Here is a 21787-nt window from a genome sequence, read left to right on the forward strand (position 1 = left end):
GGAGAACGCTGCAGATGACTCCCCCTGACATCCGAGTGGAAAAGGGCCACGCCGAGCCCGAGGAAGTAGCGGCCATCACCGCGATCCTCCTGGCACGGGCCGCCGCGCGGTCCGCCGAGACCCCGGCCCCCCGCCGAGGCCGCGACAGGGCCGGCTGGCGCCGCCTGGAGCGCACCCCGGGCTTCCGCGCCCCGCACAGCTGGCAGGGCTGACCCCCGCTCCACCAAGCGCCGGACGCCTCCCACACGGAGCCGTCCGGCGCTTGCCGTTTCCCCGGACCGGGTCCGCCGCTTCAGCCGCCGTCTTGCCGCTCACCAGGAGCGCGGAGAGCCCTTCCCGGGACACGGCCAGTCGCCGCTTCGGCTTGCTGCACGACTATTCGCCGCGCGGGTGTTCTTTGACCGACGCCAGCAGCGCGCAGAGTGCCTCTCGGGACACGGACAATATTCGGCCGGGTTCGTCGCTCTCGCGGACGCGCACAGTGTCGTCAGGCGTGGCGGCAACGTATACGCAGTTCGCCGCTTCGGCGCTGAAGGACGACTTCTGCCATTCAAGGGCGGACATGCTTCCTCCTCGCTCGTTCTACGTCTCGCGCAGAATGCGTGTCATGAGGTCCCGTGACTTGGCCGGCTCCAGCGCGCAGGCTTCCAGACGGTCAAGTAGCGTGCGGTACTTGTTGAGTTGCGCCTCACTGTCAATGAAGACGGACCCATGATCGGTGTCCAGTTGAACTGTGTCCAGCCGGGGGAGGCGCCCGGAGAGCTGGACGATCCCGTGGCCGGCACTCGGATACGCCTCGGCGCGGAAAGGGACAACCAGCAGTTTGATGTGAGTCTCTTCGCTGCGGTTGATGAGGTGGCGTAGTTGGGCTTGCGCGATGGCGCGCCCGCCGAAACCGACGCGTAGTGCGGCTTCATGAATGATCGCTGTAAGCGGCGTCGGAGGTTCTCCGTACACGACGGCCTGACGTTTGAGGCGATGGGACACTCGGTGCTCCACCTCGTCCGGTGTCATCGGAGGGACCGCGGCACTGATTATGGCTCGCACATGTTCCCTGGTCTGTAGCAGGCCGGGAAGGTGAATGGCTGAAGAGACGCGCAGTTGCCGGGCACGATGCTCCAGTTCCGCCAAGTCCAGGGCGTCGGACGGGAGAATCTCTCGGTACTCCTCCCACCAGCCGCGCGTACGCCCGCCAGTCATTTCCGTCAGTGCCTCGATGAATTGCTCATCACCGCAGTCGTAGAGCCTCGCCAGCGCCCGGACCCGTTCCGCGCTCACCGCGTAGCCGCCTGCCTCGATGTTGCTGATGCGTGACTGCGTGGCGCCGAACAGTTCTCCGGCGCGGGTGGCCGACAAGTCGGCGTGTTCTCGCATCCTTCGCAGCTCGGCGCCCAAGCGTCGCTGGCTGACGCTCGGTGGGAGTTTGGTGCGGGCCATGCGGTTCTCCTTGCACGAGAGAGCGAAAAGGTCACCCACACGAATGGTTATGGACTTCAGTCCATCGCAAGTTGGGCTGAAGTCCAATCGTGACCCTACGCTCAGGAGGCAGAGACGCTCAACTTCCTCTAACGTCTGGAGACTTCGTATGGCAACTGCATCGCCACCCTCTCTCGATCCGGAGCAGGCAGGAGACTTCCGGCGAGAGATCCAAGCCCTGGTCAACGCCACCGCCCCCCGCCTCTTCGCCGTGGTCGAGGAGTACACCACCGAGGACGGCGACCGGGACGCCCAGGTCGCTGCCTGGGGTCTCGCCCACGGGGACGGAAGCGCCCAGGTCACCACCGTGAGCGGTGGCGTCCGCATGTCGTTGCGGAACCCCGAGCGTGCGGCGCAGCTCATCTCCATGCGCCCCGGCAGCGTCAGCAGCCTCGTGTGGCCGCAGGCCGAGCTGGACGCGGGCGGTCGCCTTGCGTGAGGTGCCGGACAGTGGGGGGGCGTCGGCGTTCGTACTCGGACGCGAACACGGCCATCGCGCGTCCCGGGTGCGGCTCCCGGTCCACCACCTCTACCGTGGGCAGCCACCCACCCGCATCCCGCCGGAGGTCGCAGATCATGGCCCACGAAGTCGACCCGAACGCCTGCGAGAGAACGCCGGACGCCATTCGCACGGCCCTTGGGCGCCGGCCGGACTGGCTCCAGGGTTTCGAGCAGGACTGGCTCAGCGCCGCCGCGGACTTCGAGCAGGAGGCACTGGACGGCGTACTCGACAAGTGGCTGCCCTTCGCTTGCGCCTGCGCGACTCCCGGCTACCTGGACGACGTCGAGCAGACCATCAAGCGCATGATCGAGGGGGATACAGAAGGGCTCGTATTCCGGGACGAGGAAGGGCGCTCTTACGACGCCGACAGCAACCCCGTCGCAGACAGGGGTAAGTGAAGGTGAGCGCGTACACGATCAGGTACGTGGACCGAGCCGCCCGGCGCAAGGCCGCCCTGGCCGCCTCGCAACGGGCAGCGCTCGAGGGCCTGGAGAAGCGGATCTGTCTGAATCCATTCGGGCCACCCGCCCAGAGCAACCGGGACAGCAGTTGGTCGGCGTCCTTCGCCGGGGGCTTCATCACGTACGTGGTGTCGAACCGGCACGTGGTGATCAACGTGATCGATCTGGTCGCGATCTGAGCGCACGTTCATGAGCCGGCCTGGGCAGCCTGGCGCGCCGAGGAGCCAGGCGATCCTTCTGGGACGCTGATGGGGGCGGTGGCCGTTGATGCTGGCTGCCGCCCCTCATCCAGACGATGAGACCGCCTACCGCAGCCGTGCCATCAGCGCATGCTCGACCAGGGTGATCAGTGCGCTCTTCGCGTCCGCGCGGTGGCGCGCGTCCGTGGTGATGATGGGGGTGTCCGGGCCGATCTGGAGTGCTTCGCGGACCTCGTCGGGGTTGTACGGCTGGTGGCCGTCGAAGCCGTTGAGGGCGATCACGAAGGGGAGGCCCGAGTTCTCGAAGTAGTCGACCGCGGGGAAGCAGTCGGCGAGACGGCGGGTGTCGACCAGGACGACGGCGCCGATGGCGCCGCGGACCAGGTCGTCCCACATGAACCAGAAGCGGTCCTGGCCCGGCGTACCGAAGAGGTACAGGATCAGGTCCTGGTCCAGGGTGATGCGGCCGAAGTCCATGGCGACGGTGGTCGTCGTCTTGTCCCCGGTGTGGGTGAGGTCGTCGATGCCCGCGGACGCGGACGTCATGACGGCCTCGGTGCGCAGCGGGTTGATCTCAGAGACCGCCCCGACGAACGTGGTCTTGCCCACGCCGAAGCCGCCCGCCACCACGATTTTCGCGCTGGTGGTGGAGCGGGCTGTTGCTCCGCCGCTAGAGCTTGCGAAGTCCACTGAGCACCCTTTCGAGCAGTGTCACGTCTGGCTGGCCGCCGGCGGACTCGTCGCCGCCGGGCTGATGGATGGCGACAAGTCCGGCCTCCGCCAGGTCGGCTACGAGGATCCGGGCGACGCCGAGGGGGATGGAGAGCAGTGCCGAGATCTCAGCAACCGACTTGATCTCGCGGCACAGGTTGCAGATCCGCTGGTGCTCGGGCAACTGGCCCTGGAGCTGATGCGGTTGCGCCGTGGTGTGCACCAGCGCCTCGATGGCGAGCTGGTAGCGGGGCCTGGTGCGGCCACCCGTCATGGCGTACGGGCGCACCAGGGGGTTGTTCGCCGACCCGGCGGGCGCCGGTTGAGGAGCGCGCCGCTGGGGTTGTACGGGTTGGATACGGGGTGCGTGCCCCGGCGTGCCCTGGTCGTACGGGCGGGGGCCCGGCTGCTGGGGCTGTGCGTATGGCTGCCGGCGGTGGTTCGGCGTGGGGGGGAAGTCGTACCGGTTCGCTCCGCCGTCGTGCCGGCCGCCCTGGCCATGGCCGGGGGACCAGTTCGCCGATGACGGACCGTCTGGGGGTGTTGCCACGTTGCTTCCTCCTCCAACTGTGCCGGGCACCATCACTGTGGAGCCGCGTCCCGAAACCTTACGGGCACGGGACGCGAAAACGCACCGTCTGTCTGTTAGTTGAGAAGGCTCCCCTGGAGCTCCGCACGCAGGTCCGGTGTGAGAACAGTGCCCGCCCGATCGACAAGAAGTGCCATTTCGTACCCAACGAGACCGATGTCCGCATCCGGGTGAGCGAGAACTGCGAGAGAAGAACCGTCAGAAATGGACATGATGAAGAGAAATCCTCGCTCCATCTCCACAACGGTCTGGGTCACCGCACCGCCCTCGAAGATCCGGGAGGCCCCGGCGGTGAGGGAAGTCAGACCCGACGCGACGGCCGCGAGCTGATCGGCACGGTCGCGGGGGAAGCCTTCGGACATCGCCAGAAGGAGTCCGTCGGCGGAGACCACCACCGTGTGGGACACCCCAGGGGTGTTGTCCACGAAGTTGGTGATCAACCAGTTCAGGTTCTGCGCCGCCTGGCTCATCGGGCTCACACTAACGCTCCTGGTTGTAGGTGCTGTCAGGGCTGAAGCCCTGGCCATTCGTGTCACTGTTCGCTGTACGTCCACGCTGGACGCCCCGGCGCAGATTGCTCAGCCGGCCCCGGACGTCCTCGGGGTCACGGGAGACCTGGGGGCCGCCCTGTGGGGTCTGTTCGGCGGTGCCCTCGACCAGATTGGCCTTGGGAACCCGCCGCGGGAGCCCGGACGGGGTGACCCCGCCCGCCTTCGGCTCCTTGAGGCGCTCGGCCCGCTGCCAGCGGTCGTCGTTGGACGAACGCCAGGAGTCGGTGCCGGATTCGCTCTCGTTGTCGGGTGTCTGCGGAGAATCGGCGGGGGCGCTTCCGTTGCCACCGGCGGCGGCCGAACCGCGGCGCGGGAGGCCCGCGTCGGTCATTTCGTGGACGGTGGAAGGGACCGGACCGGGACGCTCGAAGCCTACGCGGTCCGCTTCCCCCGCGTGGTCGGCCCGGACAGATTCCGTTTCCGGGGCGTACTCGTTCTGGTATCCGCCCTGGTGGCCGTCGCCGGTGGGCCAGTCGTCCTGCTGGGACCGCTCCGGATAGCTGACCGCGGGGTTCTGATGAGCGTTCCCGTAACCGTCCTGGTAGCCGTCCTGATAGCCGTCCTGGCCGGGGAAGTACTGCTCGTTCCCGTAGCCCTGCTGACCCTGACCCTGACCCTGGTCATAGCCGCCCTGGTCGAAGCCGCCCTGCTGGTCGTACGAGGGCTGCTGCTGGTCATAGGCGGGCGCCTGCTGGTCGAATCCGGGGTTCCGCTCCTCGTACGCGGGAGCGTGCTGGTCGTACCCGGCCTGCTGGTCGAAGCCGCCCTGCTGGTCGTACGAGGGCTGCTGCTGCTCGTACGGAGGCTGCTGCTGGTCGTAGCCGGGGCGCGGCTCGACCTCGTCGCGGAAGAGCGGGCGGTCGTCGCCCGGCTGCTGGGCCTGCGCCTCAAGGGCGGCCCGGCGCTCCTCGCGCATCAGGGAGCGGCCGACGGGGTCCAGCTCCGGCTGGGCCTCGAGGCCGCCCTGGTACCGGGTGTCGTCGAAGCCCAGTTCCGCGGCCGTGCGCAGCGGCTCGGCCGCCAGGCTCTGCTGCTCCGGGATGATCTGGGAGACGGTGAACTCGGGGTCCTGGCTGTGCTCGCCACCGCCACCGTGCGTGATCGGGTCCGGCAGCATGACGAGCGAGGTCGTGCCCGCCTGCTCGCCCGAGGGGCGGAGCTGGACGCGGATGCCGTGCCGGTCGGCGAGCCGCCCGACCACGAACAGGCCCATGCGCTGCGAGATCGCGGCGTCCACGGTCGGCGGGTTGGCCAGCTTGTGGTTGATGTCCGCGAAGTCCTCGGCGGTGAGGCCGATGCCCTTGTCGTGGATCTCGACCATGATGCGGCTGTCGGGGAGACGGGTCGCGGTGACGCGGACCTTGGTCTGCGGCGAGGAGAAGGTGGTGGCGTTCTCCAGGAGCTCGGCGAGCAGGTGCACGAGGTCGGTCACGGCGAGGCCGTGGATCTCGGCCTCCGGCACCCCGGAGAGCTCGATGCGCTCGTACTGCTCCACCTCGGAGGAGGCGGCGCGCAACACGTCGACCAGCGGGACCGGCTGGTCCCAGCGGCGGCCGGGCTCCTCGCCGGAGAGGACCAGGAGGTTCTCGCCGTTGCGGCGCATACGGGTCGCCAGGTGGTCCAGGCGGAAGAGGGACTCCAGCTGGTCCGGGTCGGCCTCGTTGTTCTCCAGGTCGGTGATGAGGGTCAGCTGGCCCTCGATCAGCGACTGGTTGCGGCGCGAGAGGTTGGTGAAGATCGCGTTGATGTTGCCCCGGAGCAGCGCCTGCTCGGCGGCGAGCCGCACGGCCTCGCGGTGCACCTGGTCGAAGGCGCGGGCGACCTCGCCGATCTCGTCCGTGGAGTTGATCGGGATGGGCTGCACCCGGGTGTCGACGCGGCCCGGGTCGGTGCGCGAGAGCTGGTCGACGAGCATCGGCAGGCGCTGCTCGGCGATGCCGAAGGCGGCGGTGCGCAGGCGGCGCATCGAGCGGGACATGTGGCGGGCCATGAGCCCGGCCAGGATGAAGGCCGCCAGCAGTGCGACGACCACGATGGCGCCGGTGATGTAGGCGTTGCGCTGCGCGTCGGCGGCGATGTCGGACGCCTCGTCCACGGCCTTGTCGGCGAGCTCCGACTCGATGGTGCGGTAGGCGTCGAACTTGGCGGAGGTGGTCGCCCACCAGGCCTCTCGCGTGACGCCCTTGCCGGCCAGCGCGACGCGCGCGCTCGGCTGCGTGCTCTGGAGGGTCGCGATGGCGGAGACCATCTTCTCCTGCGAGGGCGGCGGGACGAAGGTCTTGCCCTGGGCCTTGGCGGCGGCTGCCGCCTCCTTGGCCTGCTTCTCGCCGGCGGCCGTGAGGTCCTTCTTCATCTCCTCCAGCTTGGCGACGTCCTCGGGGGTGCCGCCGCCGGTGTACTCCTCGATGGCGATGCGCTCGAGGTAGGCGTACGAGGCGAGGGACGTGCGCTGGAGGGTCAGCGAGCCGGTGCCCGGACCGGGCTTGACCAGCAGGTGCGTGCCGATGGACCGCTGGAGCGAGAGCGCTGCCTTGGAGAGCGAGATCGCGTAGACGGTGCGGCCGTAGCTGGTGATGTTGCCGGTGCCCAGACCGAGTTCGTTGGCGAACTCCATCAGGGGGTGCTGGATGGCGACGTAGCCCTCTTCGGTCTTCACGCCGCTGAGCTTGGTGGTGTACGCGTTCTGGCGGAGCGGGGCCAGGTGGGGCTCGACCTTGTGGAAGGCCTTGAGGCGGCGGTTCAGGCCCTCTTTGTCCGGCATATTCTTTGAGGCGGCATCGAACGCGGCGGCGGCCTTGTCGGTGGCCTTGCGGGCCTTGATGACGGTCGGGTCGTTCCGCTTGCCGTTCAGCAGGGGAGCGGCGGTGAGGTCGCGCTCCTCGACGAGACGGTTGCCGTAGTCGAGGGAGGCCCGCACCAGGCGCGCGGTGTTCTCGGCGTCCTGCGCCTCGCTCCAGGTGTCGATCGAGCCCTTCACCTGGAAGCCGCCCATGACGAGGCCGACCAGCACGGGTACGAGCATGATCGCGTTCAGCTTGGTGGGCACACGCCAGTTGCGCGGGGACATCCGCCCACCGGAGGGAGCCGGGGGCTCATTGCCGGATGCGGCGGTCACGTCAACGGGGGACGCCGCTGTGCGCGGCGGCGGGGTGAAGTTGCCCCGCGTGTCCCCGGTGGGGGGTGCCGCGGGGCTCGTCTTGCTTCGCCTCACTCGACCAACAACCTCTCGGCGGCGGCACCACTCGCGTCGTACCGCTGTCGTCTCCAAGGCCCGTGCTACTGGGCAGTTCAGCGCATTCCAGCACGTCAGACGCTGCCGCACCAAACACTGGGAAGCGGAAGTTCCGAGTGGCACAAGCCTCAGATAAATCGGTCATAAAGAGCGAGCCCCGCCAAAAGGCGGGGCTCGCGTGCGCGCAGCGACACCAGGCGACCGCGTCGCGTGGCGGTCACCTGGCAATTCTCTGTCGAAACGTTATGAACACGGCGTGCACTCGTGTCAAAGGACACAGCCCGAACCGTGTTGTCTACGGTAACTACCGTATATGTCCTGCCTACTTGAGTCGTGCCATAAGTGCGTGTTCGACCAGAGTGATCAGGCCGCTCTTTGCGTCTGCACGGTGTCTGGCATCGGTCGTGATGATCGGCGTGCCCGGTCCGATCTGGAGTGCTTCGCGCACTTCGTCGGGGGTGTACGGCTGGTGGCCGTCGAAGCCGTTGAGGGCGATGACGAACGGCAGCCCGCTGTTCTCGAAGTAGTCGACCGCGGGGAAGCAGTCGGCGAGACGGCGGGTGTCCACGAGTACGACGGCGCCGATGGCGCCGCGGACCAGGTCGTCCCACATGAACCAGAAGCGGTCCTGGCCCGGCGTACCGAAGAGGTACAGGATCAGGTCCTGGTCCAGGGTGATGCGGCCGAAGTCCATGGCCACCGTCGTGGTGGTCTTGTCCCCGGTGTGGGTGAGGTCGTCGATGCCCGCGGACGCGGACGTCATGACGGCCTCGGTGCGCAGCGGGTTGATCTCCGAGACGGCCCCCACGAACGTGGTCTTGCCCACGCCGAAGCCGCCCGCCACCACGATCTTGGCAGAAGTGGTGGAACGGCCTGAGTCCGAGCCGTTAGAGCTTGCGAAGTCCACTGAGCACCCTTTCGAGCAGTGTCACGTCAGGCTGGCCGCCGGCGGACTCGTCGCCGCCGGGCTGGTGGATGGCGACAAGTCCGGCCTCCGCCAGGTCCGCCACCAGGATCCGGGCGACGCCGAGCGGCATCGAAAGGAGCGCCGAGACCTCGGCCACCGACTTGACCTCACGGCAGAGGTGGCAGATCCGTTGGTGCTCGGGGAGCAGCCCCATCAGCTGCGCCGGGTCGGCCGTGGTGCTCACCAACGCCTCTATGGCGAGCTGGTAGCGCGGCCGGGTCCGGCCGCCGGTCATCGCGTAGGGACGCACCAGCGGCTGGTCGCCTTCCATCCCGTACGAGGCATCGCCGTACGGGTTGTGAGAGGCGGTGGGCGGGGTCATGGATCCTCCGGGCGGGACAGCAGGTCATCTGCGTGTGCCGTCTGACAGAGCCGGTGGGGGCAGTGTGGCGGCCGGACGGTTGGTCAATTCGTTCGGTCGGTGGGGCGGCCGAAGGGCAAGGCGTCGTGCGTACCGGTCTCGCTGCGGGCCTAGTGGAGCAGGCTCCCTTGCAGCTCGGCGCGGAGGTCCGGGGTGAGGACGGCACCGGCTCGGTCGACGAGCAGTGCCATCTCGTAACCGACGAGGCCGATGTCGCACTCGGGGTGGGCGAGTACGGCGAGGGAGGACCCGTCGGAGACCGACATGATGAAGAGGAACCCCCGCTCCATCTCCACCACGGTCTGTGTGACGGTGCCGCCCTCGAAGATCCGGGAGGCGCCGGCCGTCAGGGAGGTCAGCCCGGAGGCGACCGCGGCGAGCTGGTCGGCGCGGTCCCGCGGGAACCCCTCGGACATGGCCAGAAGGAGGCCGTCGGCGGAGACCACGACCGTGTGGGACACCCCGGGGGTGTTGTCCACGAAGTTGGTGATCAACCAGTTCAGATTCTGTGCCGCCTGGCTCATCGGACTCAACTAACGCTCCTGCTGGTGAGTGGGGAAACTGCCGGTCTGGCCGGTACCGGCCTGGCGACCCTGCTGGATGCCCCGACGGAGATTCGTCAGCCGGCCACGTACCTCTTCAGGGGCACGCGATACCTGCGGACCTGTGCTTTCCTGCTGCTGCTGGGCCGTGCCCGCGACCAGGTTGGCCCGCGGGACGCGGCGCGGCAGACCGGATGTGGTGATGCCGCCCGCGGAGGGCTGCCGGACGCGCTCGGCCTGGCGGCCCAGCTCGTCGTTGGGGGAGGTGCGCCAGTTGGAACCGGCGGTGACTCCCGTGCCGTTCCCCGCACCCGCCGGGGCCGGGGCCGCGGACGGCTCCTGGCCCGTCGGGCGCGAGGGCAGCGGACGCCGGCCATGCTGGGGCTGCTGGGGCGCCGCGTCGGGGGCCTGGCGGCTCCGCTGCGGCTCCTGGCGCCGACCGTGCTGCTGCTGGTCGTGCTGCTGACCGTGCTGCGGCTCCGGCCGGTGGTCCCGCTGCTGCTCCTGCTGCTCCTGCTGCTGTTGCGCGGCCTGACGGCTCTGCTGTTGCTGCTGGAACCAGTTGGTCTCCAGCGTGTCGTACAGCGGAGTGGGCCCGTCACCCAGCCCGGCGTCGGGCGGCAGGGGCGCCTCCAGCTCCGAGGGCAGGCTGTGCTGCTGCTGCCTCTGCTGCGGCTGCTGGTCCTGCTGCTGCGGCTGCTGGGGGAAGCCCTGCTGCGACTGCGGCTCGCCCTGGCCCCGGCGGGGGGCCGGCGGGCGCGGCACGGTGTAGTCGGGCATCTCCCGGTTGCCGTGCCGGCCGGGGCCGTTGCCCTGGTCCTGCTGCGGCGACTGCTGGTTCTGCTGCTGGGGCTGCTGCGGCTGCTGGTTCTGCTGCGGCCGGCCCTGCTGCGGGGCCTGCCGGGCGTCGGCCGGGTTGCCGAAGACGTCCGAGCGGACGAACTGGCCCGTGGCGCCCGGGTCCTCCGGCGCCTGGGTGCCGGGCGGCGGCCCGTCGAAGTCCGGGCGGGCGAACTCCGCGGTGGAGCCGGGGCCCTGCCGGTCGTCGGCGGGGAGACCGGGCTGCGCGTACTGCCCGGTGGACTCGTGCTCCTCGTGACCGCGCGGGGTGTCGAAGGGCTCGCGCGCCACCTGCGGCTGCGCGTTCTCGTCGCTCCAACTGGGTACGCGGGGCTGCGGGTTGCCGCCGGGCAGCTCGGCGCGGGGACCCCCGCGCGGCGGAAGCTGCGGGCGGCGCCCCTGGTCACCGGCGTCGGCCGGCGGGTTCATGGAGTTCGTACGCTGCTGGGGGACCGGCGGTTGCTGTGCCCCGCCACGGCCGCCCTGCGGCGCCTGCGGCTGCTGGCCCATGGGGGCGCCCGCCGGACGCTGCTGCTGGCCGCTGTCCCTGGAGGGCAGCGCGGCCCGCGGACCGGAACCCCCGACCTGCTGGCGCGGGCCGCCGGCACCGGCACCCGGCCGGCCGGGAGCACCGGCTCCGGGGCCACCGGCGAGCGCGGGACCGCCGCGGCCGGGGCCACCGGCGGGGCCGGGACCTTGGCCGAGCGCGGGGTTCGCGTTGCCCGTGCCGACACCGCGGCGCGCGGCGGCGGCACCGGCCGCGGCCTGGGCGGCCGCGGGGCCGCCGGTCGGGCCGGGGCCACCGGGCTTGCCGGGAACCTTCTTGCCGCCCTGCGCGACATCGACGGGCAGCATGACCAGCGCGGTCGTACCACCGGAGTCGGAGGGACGGAGCTGGATGCGGATGCCGTGGCGCTGCGAGAGGCGGCCGACCACGAACAGACCCATGCGGCGGGAGACGGAGACGTCCACGGTGGGCGGCGACGCGAGCCGCTCGTTGATCGCGGCGAGGTCCTCGGGGGAGAGGCCGATGCCGGTGTCGTGGATCTCGATCAGGACGCGGCCGTCGGGCAGCGCGTGACCGGTGACCTTCACCTTGGTCTGCGGCGAGGAGAACGAGGTCGCGTTCTCGAGCAGCTCGGCGAGGAGGTGCACGAGGTCGTTGACGACGCGTCCGGCGACCTCGGTCGAGGGCACCGCGGAGAGCTCGATGCGCTCGTACTGCTCCACCTCGGACGCGGCGGCACGCAGCACGTCGACGAGCGGGACGGGCCGCGTCCAGCGGCGGCCCGGCTCCTCACCGGCGAGGACGAGGAGGTTCTCGCCGTTACGGCGCATGCGGGTCGCGAGGTGGTCGAGCTTGAACAGCGAGGAGAGCTGGTCGGGGTCGGCCTCGCGCGACTCCAGCTCGGAGATGAGCGAGAGCTGGCGCTGGATGAGGCCCTGCGAACGCCGCGAGAGGTTGGTGAACATCGCGTTGACGTTGCCCCGGAGGAGGGCCTGCTCGGCGGCGAGGCGGACGGCCTCGCGGTGCACGTCGTCGAAGGCCGCGGCCACCTGGCCGATCTCGTCCCTGGAGTGCACACCGACGGACTCGACGGAGGTGTCGACGTCCTGCGGGTCCGACTCGGAGAGCTGCTTGACCAGCTCGGGCAGACGGTCCTGGGCGACCTTGGTCGCGGTGTCCTGGAGCCGGCGCAGCGAGCGGATCATGGACCGGGCCACGACGAACGCGCCGACGAGCGAGACGCCGAGCACGAGCAGGATCAGCGCACCGTTGAGGATGGCCGACTGCTCCGACTCGTTGCGCAGCTCGCGCGCCTTCTGCTCCATCTCGCCGAGCAGCGTCAGCTCGATCTTCGACATCGCGTCGATCTTGGTCGTGTCCTGGTCGACCCAGTCCTTGTAGGACCGCTTGTCCTGGAGCTTGATGCCGCCCTCCTGCTCGAGCACGCGCTTGGCGTACTCGTTGGCGGACTTGACCGCGGCGTTGCCGCCGTCGATGGGCTCGGTCAGCTCGTCGGGGTTACCGGCGTAGATCTTGCTGAACGAGACCAGCTCGGAGCGCTCCTTCGCGTTGGCGCTGAGGCCGAAGGTGCGGTCCGTCTCGGACATCTTGCCGTACTCGCTGTCGTTCGCGGGCAGGGCTGCGGCGATGATCGCGCGCTGCACCGACGCGTACTCCTTGGCCGAGGAGAAGGCGGCCAGGGCGCGGGTGCGCTGGATCATGTCGGGGTTGGACGTCGCCTGCGCCATGTCCTGCGACAGCGCCAGGAGCTGCTCGACGAGCTGGCTGTAGGCCTCGACCGTCTGCGAGGTCGACTTCTTGTCCTTGTAGGCCTTCTTGCGGACGTCGTTGATGCCCTGGAGCTGCTGGGTGATCTGGACGGCACTGTGGCGGACGCCGAGGAGGCCGTTCTCGCCGTCGGTGTCGTTCAGGTTCTGGGTGCCCCGCAGGAACTCGCGGTAGACCCGGTCGGTCTTCTCGCGGGCGCCCTTGACGGTGTAGTCAGTGGCCGGCGCGTTGTGCGCGAGGGGACCCGCGGACTTGTCGCGCTCCTCCTGGAGCGCCACGGCGAGCGCGGTCGCCTGCTTGGTCATGTCGGTCAGCAGCTTCATGTTGTCGAGCTGCTGGATCTCGTCCAGGGACGAGTTGATGCGGAGCCCGCCCAGCGTGGTCGCGGTGATCACGGGGAGTGCGAGCAGCGAGATCAGGCGGGTCGAGATGCGCCAGTTGCGCAGGGCTATTCGTGGGCCGGGCCCGGTGGGTGCCTTGGCACCGGACGAGCCCTTGTCCTTGGTGTCCTGGGCGGGGGGAGCCGCCGGGCTGCCCGTGAGGCCCTGGCGCCCGGCTCCCTGGCCGCCGTTGCCGGGCATGCCCGGGCCGGGGTTCTGGGCGTGCTGGGGCGAGGAGCCGCGGTCGTTGCCGCCGCGCTCCGGCTCCGCCGCGGCTTCCCCTCGGCCGGCCTGGGGAGACCCCTTGCCATCCCTCTTGAAACGTCCCTGCACTAGCGTCGCAACCTCTGGACCAGGCGTCCTGCCGCATGACGGCGGGACGGTGTCGGCGTCGTGGGGCGTGAAACGCCCCATGGGTGGTCGTGAGTGACCGGCGCTGCTTCCCCTTCCCGCCGCCACTCGGCGCTGCGTTGCGCCCCTGCGCGCCGGTTCGATCCCGCGGCGGTCCCGGGAATTCCAGCACAGTGCAGGATCTCCAACAAGGCCCATGTGCTGCGCCTCGACGGGCGTGACGCCACGTGAGTAAGGGGTCACGAGACGTAGAAAGTGATCTAGGGGAAAACGGACCTTTCCCCATGTAGCTCCTGCGGGGAGGGGGTGTCCCAGTGTTCATGATCAGGAGCGGAATGGTGCCTTCAGTGGTGCATTGTCCGTTTCCGAGGGCGTGATGGAGAGGGTGAATTGACCCTTTTGCCCAGTCCTTCGTGAGCAAACTCACATGAAGATCATGGCTTCTTCCGGACTTTGGCCGGGAATTGGATGTTTAGCCTGACGCTTTACAGGGATGGCGAATCCGACAAGCCGCGTCCGTCAGAAGGCGCCTCAACGACAAGGTCAGACAGCAGATGAAGACTGTGCACTCGACGATGTTCCGAAACATAGCCAACCCCCGCCGCACCACTCTCGCGCACCTCAAGGACGCCGACGACGTCCAGGCGGCGCCGGAGCAGCCGCAGCACGCAGTCGAACTGCCGGCCCAGACGGCCAACCCGAAGCGCACGGTTCTCATGGTCGCACCCGAGGCGCACACCCCGGCCGGCGCCTGAACCGCGGCGACGGCCGCGCACGGAGCGGCGGGGCACCCGGGGGCGGGGCGGCACCCGGTGGATAAGTCGTCAGCGGCCCGCAGGCCACCGCGTTAGCCTGGGGTGTCAGACCGCAACCACCTCAAGAGGCTCAAGCGTGCGTATCGCCAGGTTCTCCATCGACGGCAATGTCGGCTACGGCGTGGTCGAGGGAGAGGGCCCCGACGGGCTCGTCCTCGACATCATCAAGGGCATCCCGTACGCCGACTTCGAGCTGTCCGGCACCAAGGTCCCGCTGAGCAAGGTCCGCCTGCTGCCGCCGGTGCTCCCGAACAAGATCGTGGCCTACGGCCGCAACTACGGGGAGCACGCGGCGGAGCTCGGCCACGACGTGCCCGACGTCCCCTTCGCCTTCCTCAAGCCGTCCACCTCGCTGGTCGGCTCCGGCGACGCCATCACGTACCCCTCGTTCTCCGAGGAGCTGCACCACGAGGCCGAGCTGGCCGTGGTCATCGGCCGCATGTGCCGCGAGGTCCCGCGCGAGCGGGTCAAGGACGTGATCTTCGGCTACACCTGCGCCAACGACGTCACCGCACGCGACGTGCAGCGCCGTGAGAAGCAGTGGGCCCGCGCCAAGGGCTTCGACAGCGCGTGCCCGCTCGGCCCCTGGGTGGAGACGGAGCTCGACCTGGCGGCCGCGGGCGACCTCACGATCCAGTGCACGGTCAACGGACAGCAGCGGCAGCTCGGCCGCACCAGCGAGATGATCAACTCCATCGAGGACCTGATCGTCAACATCTCCGAGGCCATGACGCTGCTCCCCGGCGACGTCATCCTCACGGGTACCCCGGCAGGCGTCGGGCCCCTCAACGTCGGCGACGAGGTCGCCGTCACCATCGAAGGCATCGGCACTCTCACCAACAAGGTGATCAAGCGTGGCTAACGCGACCCCCGTACGCGTACGTTTCTGTCCCTCGCCGACCGGCAACCCCCACGTGGGCCTGGTCCGCACCGCCCTCTTCAACTGGGCCTACGCCCGGCACAACGAGGGCGTCCTGGTCTTCCGCATCGAGGACACCGACGCGGCTCGCGACTCCGAGGAGTCGTACGAGCAGCTCCTGGACTCGATGCGCTGGCTGGGCTTCGACTGGGACGAGGGCCCCGAGGTCGGCGGCCCCCACGCGCCGTACCGCCAGTCGCAGCGCATGGACGTCTACAAGGACGTGGCGCAGAAACTCCTCGACGGCGGCTACGCCTACCCCTGCTACTGCACCACCGAGGAGCTCGACGCCCGCCGCGAGGCCGCCCGCGCGGCCGGTAAGCCGTCCGGTTACGACGGCCACTGCCGCGCGCTGACCGCCGAGCAGATCGAGGCGTACGAGGCCGAAGGCCGTAAGCACATCGTCCGCTTCCGGATGCCGGACGAGGCCACCACCTTCACGGACCTGGTCCGCGGCGAGATCACCGTCCAGGCCGAGAACGTCACCGACTACGGCATCGTGCGTGCCAACGGCGCTCCGCTGTACACGCTGGTCAACCCGGTCGACGACGCCCTGATGGAGATCACCCACGTCCTGCGCGGCGAGGACCTGCTCTCCTCCACGCCCCGGCAGATCGCCCTCTACAAGGCGCTGATCGAGCTGGGCATCGCGAAGGCGATCCCCGAGTTCGGCCACCTGCCGTACGTCATGGGCGAGGGCAACAAGAAGCTCTCCAAGCGTGACCCGCAGGCGTCCCTGAACCTCTACCGCGAGCGCGGCTTCCTGCCCGAGGGCCTGCTGAACTACCTGTCCCTCCTGGGCTGGTCGTTCTCCGCGGACCAGGACGTCTTCACCATCCCGGAGATGGTCGGCAAGTTCGACCTCGCGGACGTGAACGCCAACCCGGCCCGCTTCGACCTGAAGAAGGCCGAGGCGATCAACGCCGACCACATCCGCATGCTGGACGTGAAGGCCTTCGCCGAGGCCTGCGAGCCGTGGCTGCGGGCGCCGCACGCCAACTGGGCGCCCGAGGAGTTCGACGAGGCCGCCTGGCAGGCCATCGCGCCGCACGCGCAGACCCGCCTCAAGGTCCTCTCCGAGATCACGGCCAACGTCGACTTCCTGTTCCGCTCGGAGCCGGTCTTCGACGAGCCGTCCTGGACGAAGGCCATGAAGGAGGGCTCCGACGCGCTCCTGCGCACGGCCCACGCCAAGCTGGACGCGGCCGACTGGAGCTCCCCGGAGTCCCTCAAGGACGCCGTCCTGGCGGCAGGCGAGGAGCACGGCCTCAAGCTCGGCAAGGCCCAGGCCCCGGTCCGCGTCGCCGTCACCGGCCGCACGATCGGCCTGCCCCTCTTCGAGTCCCTGGAGATCCTGGGCAAGGAGAAGACCCTGACCCGCATCGACGCGGCCCTGGCGAAGCTCGCCGGCTGAGCGGACACACGCACCGAAGGACCCGGAAGCCACCACGGCTGCCGGGTCCTTCGCCTACCGTCGTCCTATGCCGATCAAAGCCGTGGTCTGGGACATCGACGACACCCTCTTCGACTACGCGCGCGCCGACGCCACCGGCATGCACGCCCATCTCGCCGCCGAGGGGCTCCTGGAGCGGTACGGGTCCGCCGAGCGCGCTCTCGTCCGGTGGAAGGAGCTCACCGAGCGGCACTGGGCCCGCTTCAGCGCCGGGGGAGTGACGTTCGAGCAGCAGCGGCGCGACCGCGTGCGGGACTTCCTGGAGGCCCCGGCCCTCGCCGACCCCGACGTCGACGCCTGGTTCGAGCGCTACGTGGGGCACTACGAATCGGCCTGGTCGCTCTTCCCCGACACCGTCCCCGCCCTGGACGCCCTCGCCGACGGCTACCGCCACGCGGTGCTCTCCAACTCCGCCCTGGTCGTCCAGGACCGCAAGCTGCGCGTCCTCGGCCTGCGCGACCGCTTCGAGGCCGTGCTGTGCGCCGCCGACCTCGGCGTCTCCAAGCCGGCCGCCGAGGCCTTCCTGGCGGCCTGCACGCACCTGGGCCTGGCACCCGAGGAGATCGCGTACGTCGGTGACCAGCCGGAGATCGACGCGAGGGGCGCCAGGGACGCGGGACTCCTCGGCATCTGGCTCGACCGGAACGGCACGGCGGGCGAGGGCCCGACGGGCGTGCACCGCGTCAGGGACCTCTCCGAGCTCCCCGCGCTGCTGCGGGCGGATACCCGTTTTGGAGCGCCGTCCACCTTCGGGTAATGTTCTTCCTGCGCCGCCCAAGAGGGCCGAAAGGTCCGGCAGGGAAGCGTAAGTCAAACAAAACCCCATCAAGGGGTGGCGCTTTGATGGCCTATGGTGTAATTGGCAGCACGACGGTTTCTGGTTCCGTTAGTCTAGGTTCGAGTCCTGGTAGGCCAGCTCGCAGAGCTCATCTGCAACACGTGGATCTCATCCACAATGCCCCCGTTGTGTAGCGGCCTAGCACGCCGCCCTCTCAAGGCGGTAGCGCCGGTTCGAATCCGGTCGGGGGTACAGATCCTTCCCGCGGGGACAGATCGGGTCGCACCCACTGTCACTGATGCAGGATCGCTAGGGCCCCCGTTGTGTAGCGGCCTAGCACGCCGCCCTCTCAAGGCGGTAGCGCCGGTTCGAATCCGGTCGGGGGTACTGTCGGTACTAGACCTGGTCTAGACCACATTGGGCTATGGTGTAATTGGCAGCACGACGGTTTCTGGTTCCGTTAGTTTAGGTTCGAGTCCTGGTAGCCCAGCGCAGAACGCAGTACTGATCGTGTCTCCGCCATGTTGGATGTGGCGGCGCAGGATCGCTAGGGCCCCCGTTGTGTAGCGGCCTAGCACGCCGCCCTCTCAAGGCGGTAGCGCCGGTTCGAATCCGGTCGGGGGTACAGAAACGGCAAGGGGCCTTCCCGTAAGGGAGGGCCCCTTCGTCATGCCCGCCCGGAACCGACCTGCCCGGCACCGTCCTGCGCAAGGTTGTCCTGCCCGGAGTCGTAGCCGTAGCGGCGGTCCGACTCCTCCGCCTGTGCGATGCGGCGCAGGCTCAGCAGCACCGGCTCGTACAGCACGGTCAGCGCCACCGCCGCCTCGAGCTGCTCGTCCGGCGACTCGTACCGCTCGATCAAGTCCAGGTCCGAGGCGGCCAGTTGCTGCCCGGAGCGGGCATAGGGCGCCAGGTCGTCCACCGAGCACGGATACCCGAGCCGCGCCAGGGTGACCACGGAGGTCACCAGCATCCGGTAGGCGGGGGATTCGGCCGCGTGCCCCTGGGCGTAGGTCCAGCCCAGGCGGTCGAGGAGCGCGTCCACCGTGCGGCGCGCGTCCTCCCGTACCGCGTCGTCGCCGTCGGGCTCCGGGCCGTGCGGCAGGGCCCAGACGGCCGTGCCGAGCCGGGAGCTGTGGTCCAGGGAGTCGTCCTCCAGGGCGGCAAGGACCTCGCGCGCCGACGCGATCGGCACCCGGCCCACCTGGACCAGGGCCCGCACCAGGCGCAGCCGCTGGAGGTGCGTCTCGTCGTACTCGGCCTGGGTCGCGCTCACCCGGCGGCCCGGCGGCAGCAGCCCCTCGCGCAGGTAGTACTTGATCGTGGCCGCGGGGACCGCGCTGCGCCGGCTCAGCTCCGCCAGTCTCATCGAGTCGTGCCTCCCTCTTGCGTCTCCGGTTGGAGAGTGCCACTATCTAAGCATGGATAGCGACGCTATCCAACGTTCGATCAGGGCTCTATCAAGGGGGAAGTGCCATGAGCGGCAAGCCGATCGAAGGACGCATGACCGCGGCGGCGGAAGGGGATGTGGTCGTCTTCCACATAGGGATGCGCATCAACAACTTCCGTGCCGTACGGAGCTGGTGGCCCGTCTCCATGGCGATGCCGCGCATGCTCAAGGAGCTGTCACAGGACCGGGAGAGCGGCATGCTGGGGTACCGGATACTCCTCGGCGGGCCCCGCCTGTTCTACATCGTTCAGTACTGGGAGTCGCACGAGAAGCTGATGGCCTACTCGGCGGCGCAGGACAAGGAGCACCGGCCGGCGTGGGCGGCCTTCAACCGGCGGATCCGGGAAGGCAAGGGGAAGGTCGGCTTCTGGCACGAGACGTATGTCGTGCGGGCCGGCGCCCATGAGTCCATCTACATGAACATGCCTGCCTTCGGCCTGGCGGAGGCGACCGGGGTGATCCCGGTGGGTCGCCGGGGAGAGGGGGCGGCCGATCGTCTCAAGTTGTCCTGAGAGGGCCGAGGGGGCCGGCGGGGGAGGGCCGGAGGGGTCGCCGCGGCGTTGGGGCGGTCCCTCCGGTGTGCGTACGTCAGCCCGTGCGGCGCAGGGCCTCGGAGAGGCGGCCCGCGGCGTCGATGATCGCCTGGGCGTGCATACGGCCCGGGTGGCGGCTCAGGCGCTCGATCGGGCCCGAGACCGACACGGCGGCGACCACGCGGTTGGAGGGCCCGCGCACGGGCGCGGAGACGGACGCGACGCCCGGCTCCCGCTCACCGATCGACTGGGCCCAGCCCCGGCGGCGTACGCCCGAGAGGGCCGTGGCCGTGAAGCGGGCCCCCTGGAGGCCGCGGTGCAGGCGCTCCGGCTCCTCCCAGGCCATCAGGATCTGCGCCGAGGAGCCCGCCTTCATGGTGAGCGTCGAGCCGACCGGGACGGTGTCCCGCAGGCCGGACAGGCGCTCGGCCGCGGCCACGCAGATGCGCATGTCGCCCTGGCGGCGGTAGAGCTGCGCGCTCTCGCCCGTCACGTCCCGCAGATGCGTCAGGACGGGACCCGCCGTGGCGAGCAGGCGGTCCTCGCCCGCCGCCGCCGCGAGTTCCGCGAGGCGGGGGCCGAGAATGAAACGGCCCTGCATGTCCCGCGCCACCATCCGGTGGTGTTCCAGTGCCACGGCCAGTCGGTGGGCCGTGGGTCGTGCGAGCCCGGTGGCCGCGACCAGCCCCGCGAGGGTGGCCGGGCCGGACTCCAGGGCGCTCAAGACGAGAGCCGCCTTGTCGAGAACGCCGACGCCGCTAGAGTTGTCCATGCGTCGATACTCGCGTCTCACTCTGTGAAACGCAAGTTCAATTTTTCGCGGGACGCGCCACTCTGTACGAGCGATCCGCGGACCAACGGATCGGCGGTCGACGTGCGGCACGAGGGGTACGCGCGTCGGCGAACGGATTCTCTAGTTGGGCCGGCGACGCCGCCGGCCGGAGGGAAAGCGATGGGTAGGACACTCGCGGAGAAGGTCTGGGACGACCACGTCGTCCGGCACGCCGAGGGCGAGCCCGACCTCCTCTTCATCGATCTGCACCTGCTGCACGAGGTGACCAGCCCCCAGGCCTTCGACGGCCTCCGCCAGGCGGGCCGCCCGGTGCGGCGGCTCGACCTCACCATCGCCACCGAGGATCACAACACCCCGACCCTCGACATCGACAAGCCCATCGCCGACCCGGTCTCGCGGGCCCAGCTGGAGACGCTGCGCAAGAACTGCGCGGACTTCGGCGTCCGTCTGCACCCGCTGGGCGACGTCGAGCAGGGCGTCGTCCACGTCGTGGGACCGCAGCTCGGTCTGACCCAGCCGGGCACCACCGTGGTCTGCGGCGACTCGCACACCTCCACGCACGGCGCCTTCGGCGCGCTGGCGTTCGGCATCGGAACCTCGCAGGTCGAGCACGTGCTGGCCACCCAGACGCTGCCGATGGCCCGCCCCAAGACCATGGCCATCACCGTCGACGGCGAGCTGCCCGACGACGTCACCGCCAAGGACCTGATCCTCGCGATCATCACGAGGATCGGCACCGGCGGCGGCCAGGGCTACGTCCTGGAGTACCGCGGCCCGGCCATCGAGAAGCTCTCGATGGAGGCCCGCATGACCATCTGCAACATGTCCATCGAGGCGGGCGCCAGGGCCGGGATGATCGCCCCGGACCAGACCACCTTCGACTACCTCAAGGGCCGCGACCACGCCCCCGAGGGCGAGGACTGGGACGCCGCCGTCGCGTACTGGAAGACCCTGCGCACCGACGACGACGCCGCGTTCGACGCCGAGGTCTACATCGACGCCACCGAACTGGCGCCGTTCGTGACCTGGGGCACCAACCCCGGCCAGGGCGCGCCGCTGTCGGGACACGTCCCCGACCCCGCTTCGTACGAAGACGCATCGGAGCGCCACGCCGCCGAAAAAGCCCTGGAGTACATGGGGTTGACCGCCGGGCAGGCGCTGCGGGACATCAAGGTCGACACCGTCTTCGTCGGCTCCTGCACCAACGGCCGCATCGAGGACCTGCGCGCGGCGGCCTCCGTCGTCGAGGGCCGCAAGGTCGCCGACGGCGTACGGATGCTGGTCGTCCCCGGCTCGGTCCGGGTGGCCCTGCAAGCCGTCGCGGAGGGCCTGGACAAGGTCTTTACCGCCGCCGGCGCCGAATGGCGGCACGCGGGCTGCTCGATGTGCCTCGGCATGAACCCCGACCAACTGGCCCCCGGCGAGCGCTCGGCATCCACGTCCAACCGCAACTTCGAGGGCAGGCAGGGCAAGGGCGGGCGCACCCACCTGGTCTCGCCGCAGGTCGCCGCCGCCAGCGCGGTCACCGGCCACCTGGCCTCGCCCGCCGATCTGTCCGACGCCCCCGTCACCGCCGGAGTCCGATAG

22 protein-coding genes and 5 tRNA genes are annotated in these 21787 nt (G+C 69.7%); 15 read left to right on the forward strand and 12 right to left on the reverse strand.

Annotated elements, in window-relative coordinates:
• The first annotated feature begins 14 nt into the window (after positions 1-14).
• On the forward strand, positions 15-212 hold the full coding sequence (locus ACRAKF_RS27310; RefSeq protein WP_447040192.1) for an acyl-CoA carboxylase subunit epsilon: 198 nt from the start codon (positions 15-17) through the stop codon (positions 210-212).
• A gap of 163 nt (positions 213-375) precedes the next feature.
• Here the strand turns inward: ACRAKF_RS27310 and ACRAKF_RS27315 are convergent, their stop codons facing one another.
• Together ACRAKF_RS27315 and ACRAKF_RS27320 are read right to left on the reverse strand one after the other, a co-directional pair.
• Positions 376-564 carry a DUF397 domain-containing protein gene (locus tag ACRAKF_RS27315; RefSeq protein ID WP_447040193.1) on the reverse strand — a complete coding sequence of 63 codons (189 nt, stop codon included), beginning with the start codon at positions 562-564 and terminating at the stop codon, positions 376-378.
• An 18-nt stretch (positions 565-582) separates the two neighbouring features.
• Positions 583-1437, reverse strand: coding sequence for a helix-turn-helix domain-containing protein (locus ACRAKF_RS27320; RefSeq protein ID WP_447040194.1), 855 nt, complete (start codon positions 1435-1437; stop codon positions 583-585).
• Between the two features lie 148 nt (positions 1438-1585).
• Here ACRAKF_RS27320 and ACRAKF_RS27325 point away from each other — a divergent pair, with 148 nt between their 5' ends.
• The 3 genes from ACRAKF_RS27325 (at position 1586) to ACRAKF_RS27335 (ending at position 2618) form a co-directional block, all read left to right on the forward strand.
• Positions 1586-1915: a hypothetical protein gene (locus ACRAKF_RS27325; protein ID WP_447040195.1), complete on the forward strand. Its 330-nt coding sequence runs from the start codon at positions 1586-1588 to the stop codon at positions 1913-1915.
• A 137-nt stretch (positions 1916-2052) separates the two neighbouring features.
• On the forward strand, positions 2053-2376 hold the full coding sequence (locus tag ACRAKF_RS27330; protein WP_447040196.1) for a DUF6247 family protein: 324 nt from the start codon (positions 2053-2055) through the stop codon (positions 2374-2376).
• A gap of 26 nt (positions 2377-2402) precedes the next feature.
• On the forward strand, positions 2403-2618 hold the full coding sequence (locus tag ACRAKF_RS27335; RefSeq protein ID WP_447040197.1) for a hypothetical protein: 216 nt from the start codon (positions 2403-2405) through the stop codon (positions 2616-2618).
• Positions 2619-2744: 126 nt separating this feature from the next.
• Here ACRAKF_RS27335 and ACRAKF_RS27340 read toward each other — a convergent pair whose 3' ends face one another.
• The 8 genes from ACRAKF_RS27340 to ACRAKF_RS27375 form a co-directional block, all read right to left on the reverse strand.
• Positions 2745-3329, reverse strand: coding sequence for a GTP-binding protein (locus tag ACRAKF_RS27340; protein WP_447040198.1), 585 nt, complete (start codon positions 3327-3329; stop codon positions 2745-2747).
• Positions 3310-3900 (reverse strand): DUF742 domain-containing protein, encoded by a 591-nt coding sequence (locus ACRAKF_RS27345; protein WP_447040199.1) that lies wholly within the window; start codon positions 3898-3900, stop codon positions 3310-3312. Before ACRAKF_RS27345 ends, ACRAKF_RS27340 begins: the two co-directional genes overlap by 20 nt.
• 95 nt (positions 3901-3995) lie before the next feature.
• Positions 3996-4409, reverse strand: a complete 414-nt coding sequence (locus ACRAKF_RS27350) for a roadblock/LC7 domain-containing protein (RefSeq protein ID WP_062779227.1) — start codon at positions 4407-4409, stop codon at positions 3996-3998.
• Positions 4410-4419: 10 nt separating this feature from the next.
• On the reverse strand, positions 4420-7701 hold the full coding sequence (locus ACRAKF_RS27355; protein ID WP_447040200.1) for a nitrate- and nitrite sensing domain-containing protein: 3282 nt from the start codon (positions 7699-7701) through the stop codon (positions 4420-4422).
• Positions 7702-8044: 343 nt separating this feature from the next.
• Positions 8045-8629 carry a GTP-binding protein gene (locus ACRAKF_RS27360; RefSeq protein ID WP_369211452.1) on the reverse strand — a complete coding sequence of 195 codons (585 nt, stop codon included), beginning with the start codon at positions 8627-8629 and terminating at the stop codon, positions 8045-8047.
• Complete coding sequence (locus ACRAKF_RS27365) at positions 8610-9011, reverse strand: DUF742 domain-containing protein (protein WP_062779230.1); 402 nt, start codon at positions 9009-9011, stop codon at positions 8610-8612. The genes ACRAKF_RS27360 and ACRAKF_RS27365 overlap by 20 nt, the downstream gene beginning before the upstream one ends.
• Positions 9012-9160: 149 nt before the next feature.
• Positions 9161-9574, reverse strand: coding sequence for a roadblock/LC7 domain-containing protein (locus tag ACRAKF_RS27370; protein WP_030787430.1), 414 nt, complete (start codon positions 9572-9574; stop codon positions 9161-9163).
• A 9-nt stretch (positions 9575-9583) separates the two neighbouring features.
• A complete protein-coding gene (locus ACRAKF_RS27375; RefSeq protein WP_447040201.1) occupies positions 9584-13441 on the reverse strand; it encodes a nitrate- and nitrite sensing domain-containing protein in 3858 nt (1285 codons plus the stop codon).
• 572 nt (positions 13442-14013) lie between these two features.
• Here ACRAKF_RS27375 and ACRAKF_RS27380 point away from each other — a divergent pair.
• From ACRAKF_RS27380 to ACRAKF_RS27420, 9 genes are all read left to right on the forward strand, one after another.
• The gene (locus ACRAKF_RS27380; RefSeq protein ID WP_447040202.1) at positions 14014-14214 is read left to right on the forward strand and encodes a hypothetical protein; all 201 of its coding nucleotides are present in this window, start codon (positions 14014-14016) and stop codon (positions 14212-14214) included.
• Positions 14215-14350: 136 nt separating this feature from the next.
• The gene (locus ACRAKF_RS27385; protein WP_447040203.1) at positions 14351-15136 is read left to right on the forward strand and encodes a fumarylacetoacetate hydrolase family protein; all 786 of its coding nucleotides are present in this window, start codon (positions 14351-14353) and stop codon (positions 15134-15136) included.
• Positions 15129-16607: a glutamate--tRNA ligase gene (gene gltX / locus ACRAKF_RS27390; protein ID WP_447040204.1), complete on the forward strand. Its 1479-nt coding sequence runs from the start codon at positions 15129-15131 to the stop codon at positions 16605-16607. The genes ACRAKF_RS27385 and gltX overlap by 8 nt, the downstream gene beginning before the upstream one ends.
• 67 nt (positions 16608-16674) lie before the next feature.
• Entirely contained in the window at positions 16675-17403 is a 729-nt protein-coding gene (locus ACRAKF_RS27395; protein ID WP_447040205.1) for an HAD family hydrolase, read from the forward strand.
• Between the two features lie 87 nt (positions 17404-17490).
• Positions 17491-17562, forward strand: a tRNA-Gln gene (locus ACRAKF_RS27400).
• A gap of 41 nt (positions 17563-17603) precedes the next feature.
• Positions 17604-17676, forward strand: a tRNA-Glu gene (locus ACRAKF_RS27405).
• 62 nt (positions 17677-17738) lie between these two features.
• Positions 17739-17811 (forward strand) — tRNA-Glu (locus tag ACRAKF_RS27410).
• A 31-nt stretch (positions 17812-17842) separates the two neighbouring features.
• Positions 17843-17914: transfer RNA gene (locus ACRAKF_RS27415), tRNA-Gln, on the forward strand.
• Between the two features lie 62 nt (positions 17915-17976).
• Positions 17977-18049 (forward strand) — tRNA-Glu (locus tag ACRAKF_RS27420).
• Between the two features lie 42 nt (positions 18050-18091).
• Here ACRAKF_RS27420 and ACRAKF_RS27425 read toward each other — a convergent pair.
• Complete coding sequence (locus ACRAKF_RS27425; RefSeq protein ID WP_447040206.1) at positions 18092-18793, reverse strand: MerR family transcriptional regulator; 702 nt, start codon at positions 18791-18793, stop codon at positions 18092-18094.
• A 107-nt stretch (positions 18794-18900) separates the two neighbouring features.
• On the opposite strand from ACRAKF_RS27425, the gene ACRAKF_RS27430 reads away from it, so the two are divergent.
• The gene (locus ACRAKF_RS27430; RefSeq protein ID WP_447040207.1) at positions 18901-19386 is read left to right on the forward strand and encodes a DUF4188 domain-containing protein; all 486 of its coding nucleotides are present in this window, start codon (positions 18901-18903) and stop codon (positions 19384-19386) included.
• A gap of 76 nt (positions 19387-19462) precedes the next feature.
• Here the strand turns inward: ACRAKF_RS27430 and ndgR are convergent, their stop codons facing one another.
• Positions 19463-20179, reverse strand: a complete 717-nt coding sequence (gene ndgR, locus ACRAKF_RS27435; RefSeq protein ID WP_329381031.1) for an IclR family transcriptional regulator NdgR — start codon at positions 20177-20179, stop codon at positions 19463-19465.
• Between the two features lie 180 nt (positions 20180-20359).
• Here ndgR and leuC point away from each other — a divergent pair, with 180 nt between their 5' ends.
• Entirely contained in the window at positions 20360-21787 is a 1428-nt protein-coding gene (leuC, locus tag ACRAKF_RS27440) for a 3-isopropylmalate dehydratase large subunit (protein WP_447040208.1), read from the forward strand.

Source organism: Streptomyces sp. DSM 118878 (genome assembly GCF_052936595.1).

Coding starts and splice junctions, on each gene's coding strand:
- ACRAKF_RS27310 (WP_447040192.1), top strand. CDS start 15: ATGACTCCCCCTGACATCCGAGTGGAAAAGGGCCACGCCGAGCCCGAG.
- ACRAKF_RS27315 (WP_447040193.1), bottom strand. CDS start 564: ATGTCCGCCCTTGAATGGCAGAAGTCGTCCTTCAGCGCCGAAGCGGCG.
- ACRAKF_RS27320 (WP_447040194.1), bottom strand. CDS start 1,437: ATGGCCCGCACCAAACTCCCACCGAGCGTCAGCCAGCGACGCTTGGGC.
- ACRAKF_RS27325 (WP_447040195.1), top strand. CDS start 1,586: ATGGCAACTGCATCGCCACCCTCTCTCGATCCGGAGCAGGCAGGAGAC.
- ACRAKF_RS27330 (WP_447040196.1), top strand. CDS start 2,053: ATGGCCCACGAAGTCGACCCGAACGCCTGCGAGAGAACGCCGGACGCC.
- ACRAKF_RS27350 (WP_062779227.1), bottom strand. CDS start 4,409: ATGAGCCAGGCGGCGCAGAACCTGAACTGGTTGATCACCAACTTCGTG.
- ACRAKF_RS27365 (WP_062779230.1), bottom strand. CDS start 9,011: ATGACCCCGCCCACCGCCTCTCACAACCCGTACGGCGATGCCTCGTAC.
- ACRAKF_RS27370 (WP_030787430.1), bottom strand. CDS start 9,574: ATGAGCCAGGCGGCACAGAATCTGAACTGGTTGATCACCAACTTCGTG.
- ACRAKF_RS27380 (WP_447040202.1), top strand. CDS start 14,014: ATGAAGACTGTGCACTCGACGATGTTCCGAAACATAGCCAACCCCCGC.
- ACRAKF_RS27395 (WP_447040205.1), top strand. CDS start 16,675: ATGCCGATCAAAGCCGTGGTCTGGGACATCGACGACACCCTCTTCGAC.
- ACRAKF_RS27425 (WP_447040206.1), bottom strand. CDS start 18,793: ATGAGACTGGCGGAGCTGAGCCGGCGCAGCGCGGTCCCCGCGGCCACG.
- ACRAKF_RS27430 (WP_447040207.1), top strand. CDS start 18,901: ATGAGCGGCAAGCCGATCGAAGGACGCATGACCGCGGCGGCGGAAGGG.
- ndgR (WP_329381031.1), bottom strand. CDS start 20,179: ATGGACAACTCTAGCGGCGTCGGCGTTCTCGACAAGGCGGCTCTCGTC.
- leuC (WP_447040208.1), top strand. CDS start 20,360: ATGGGTAGGACACTCGCGGAGAAGGTCTGGGACGACCACGTCGTCCGG.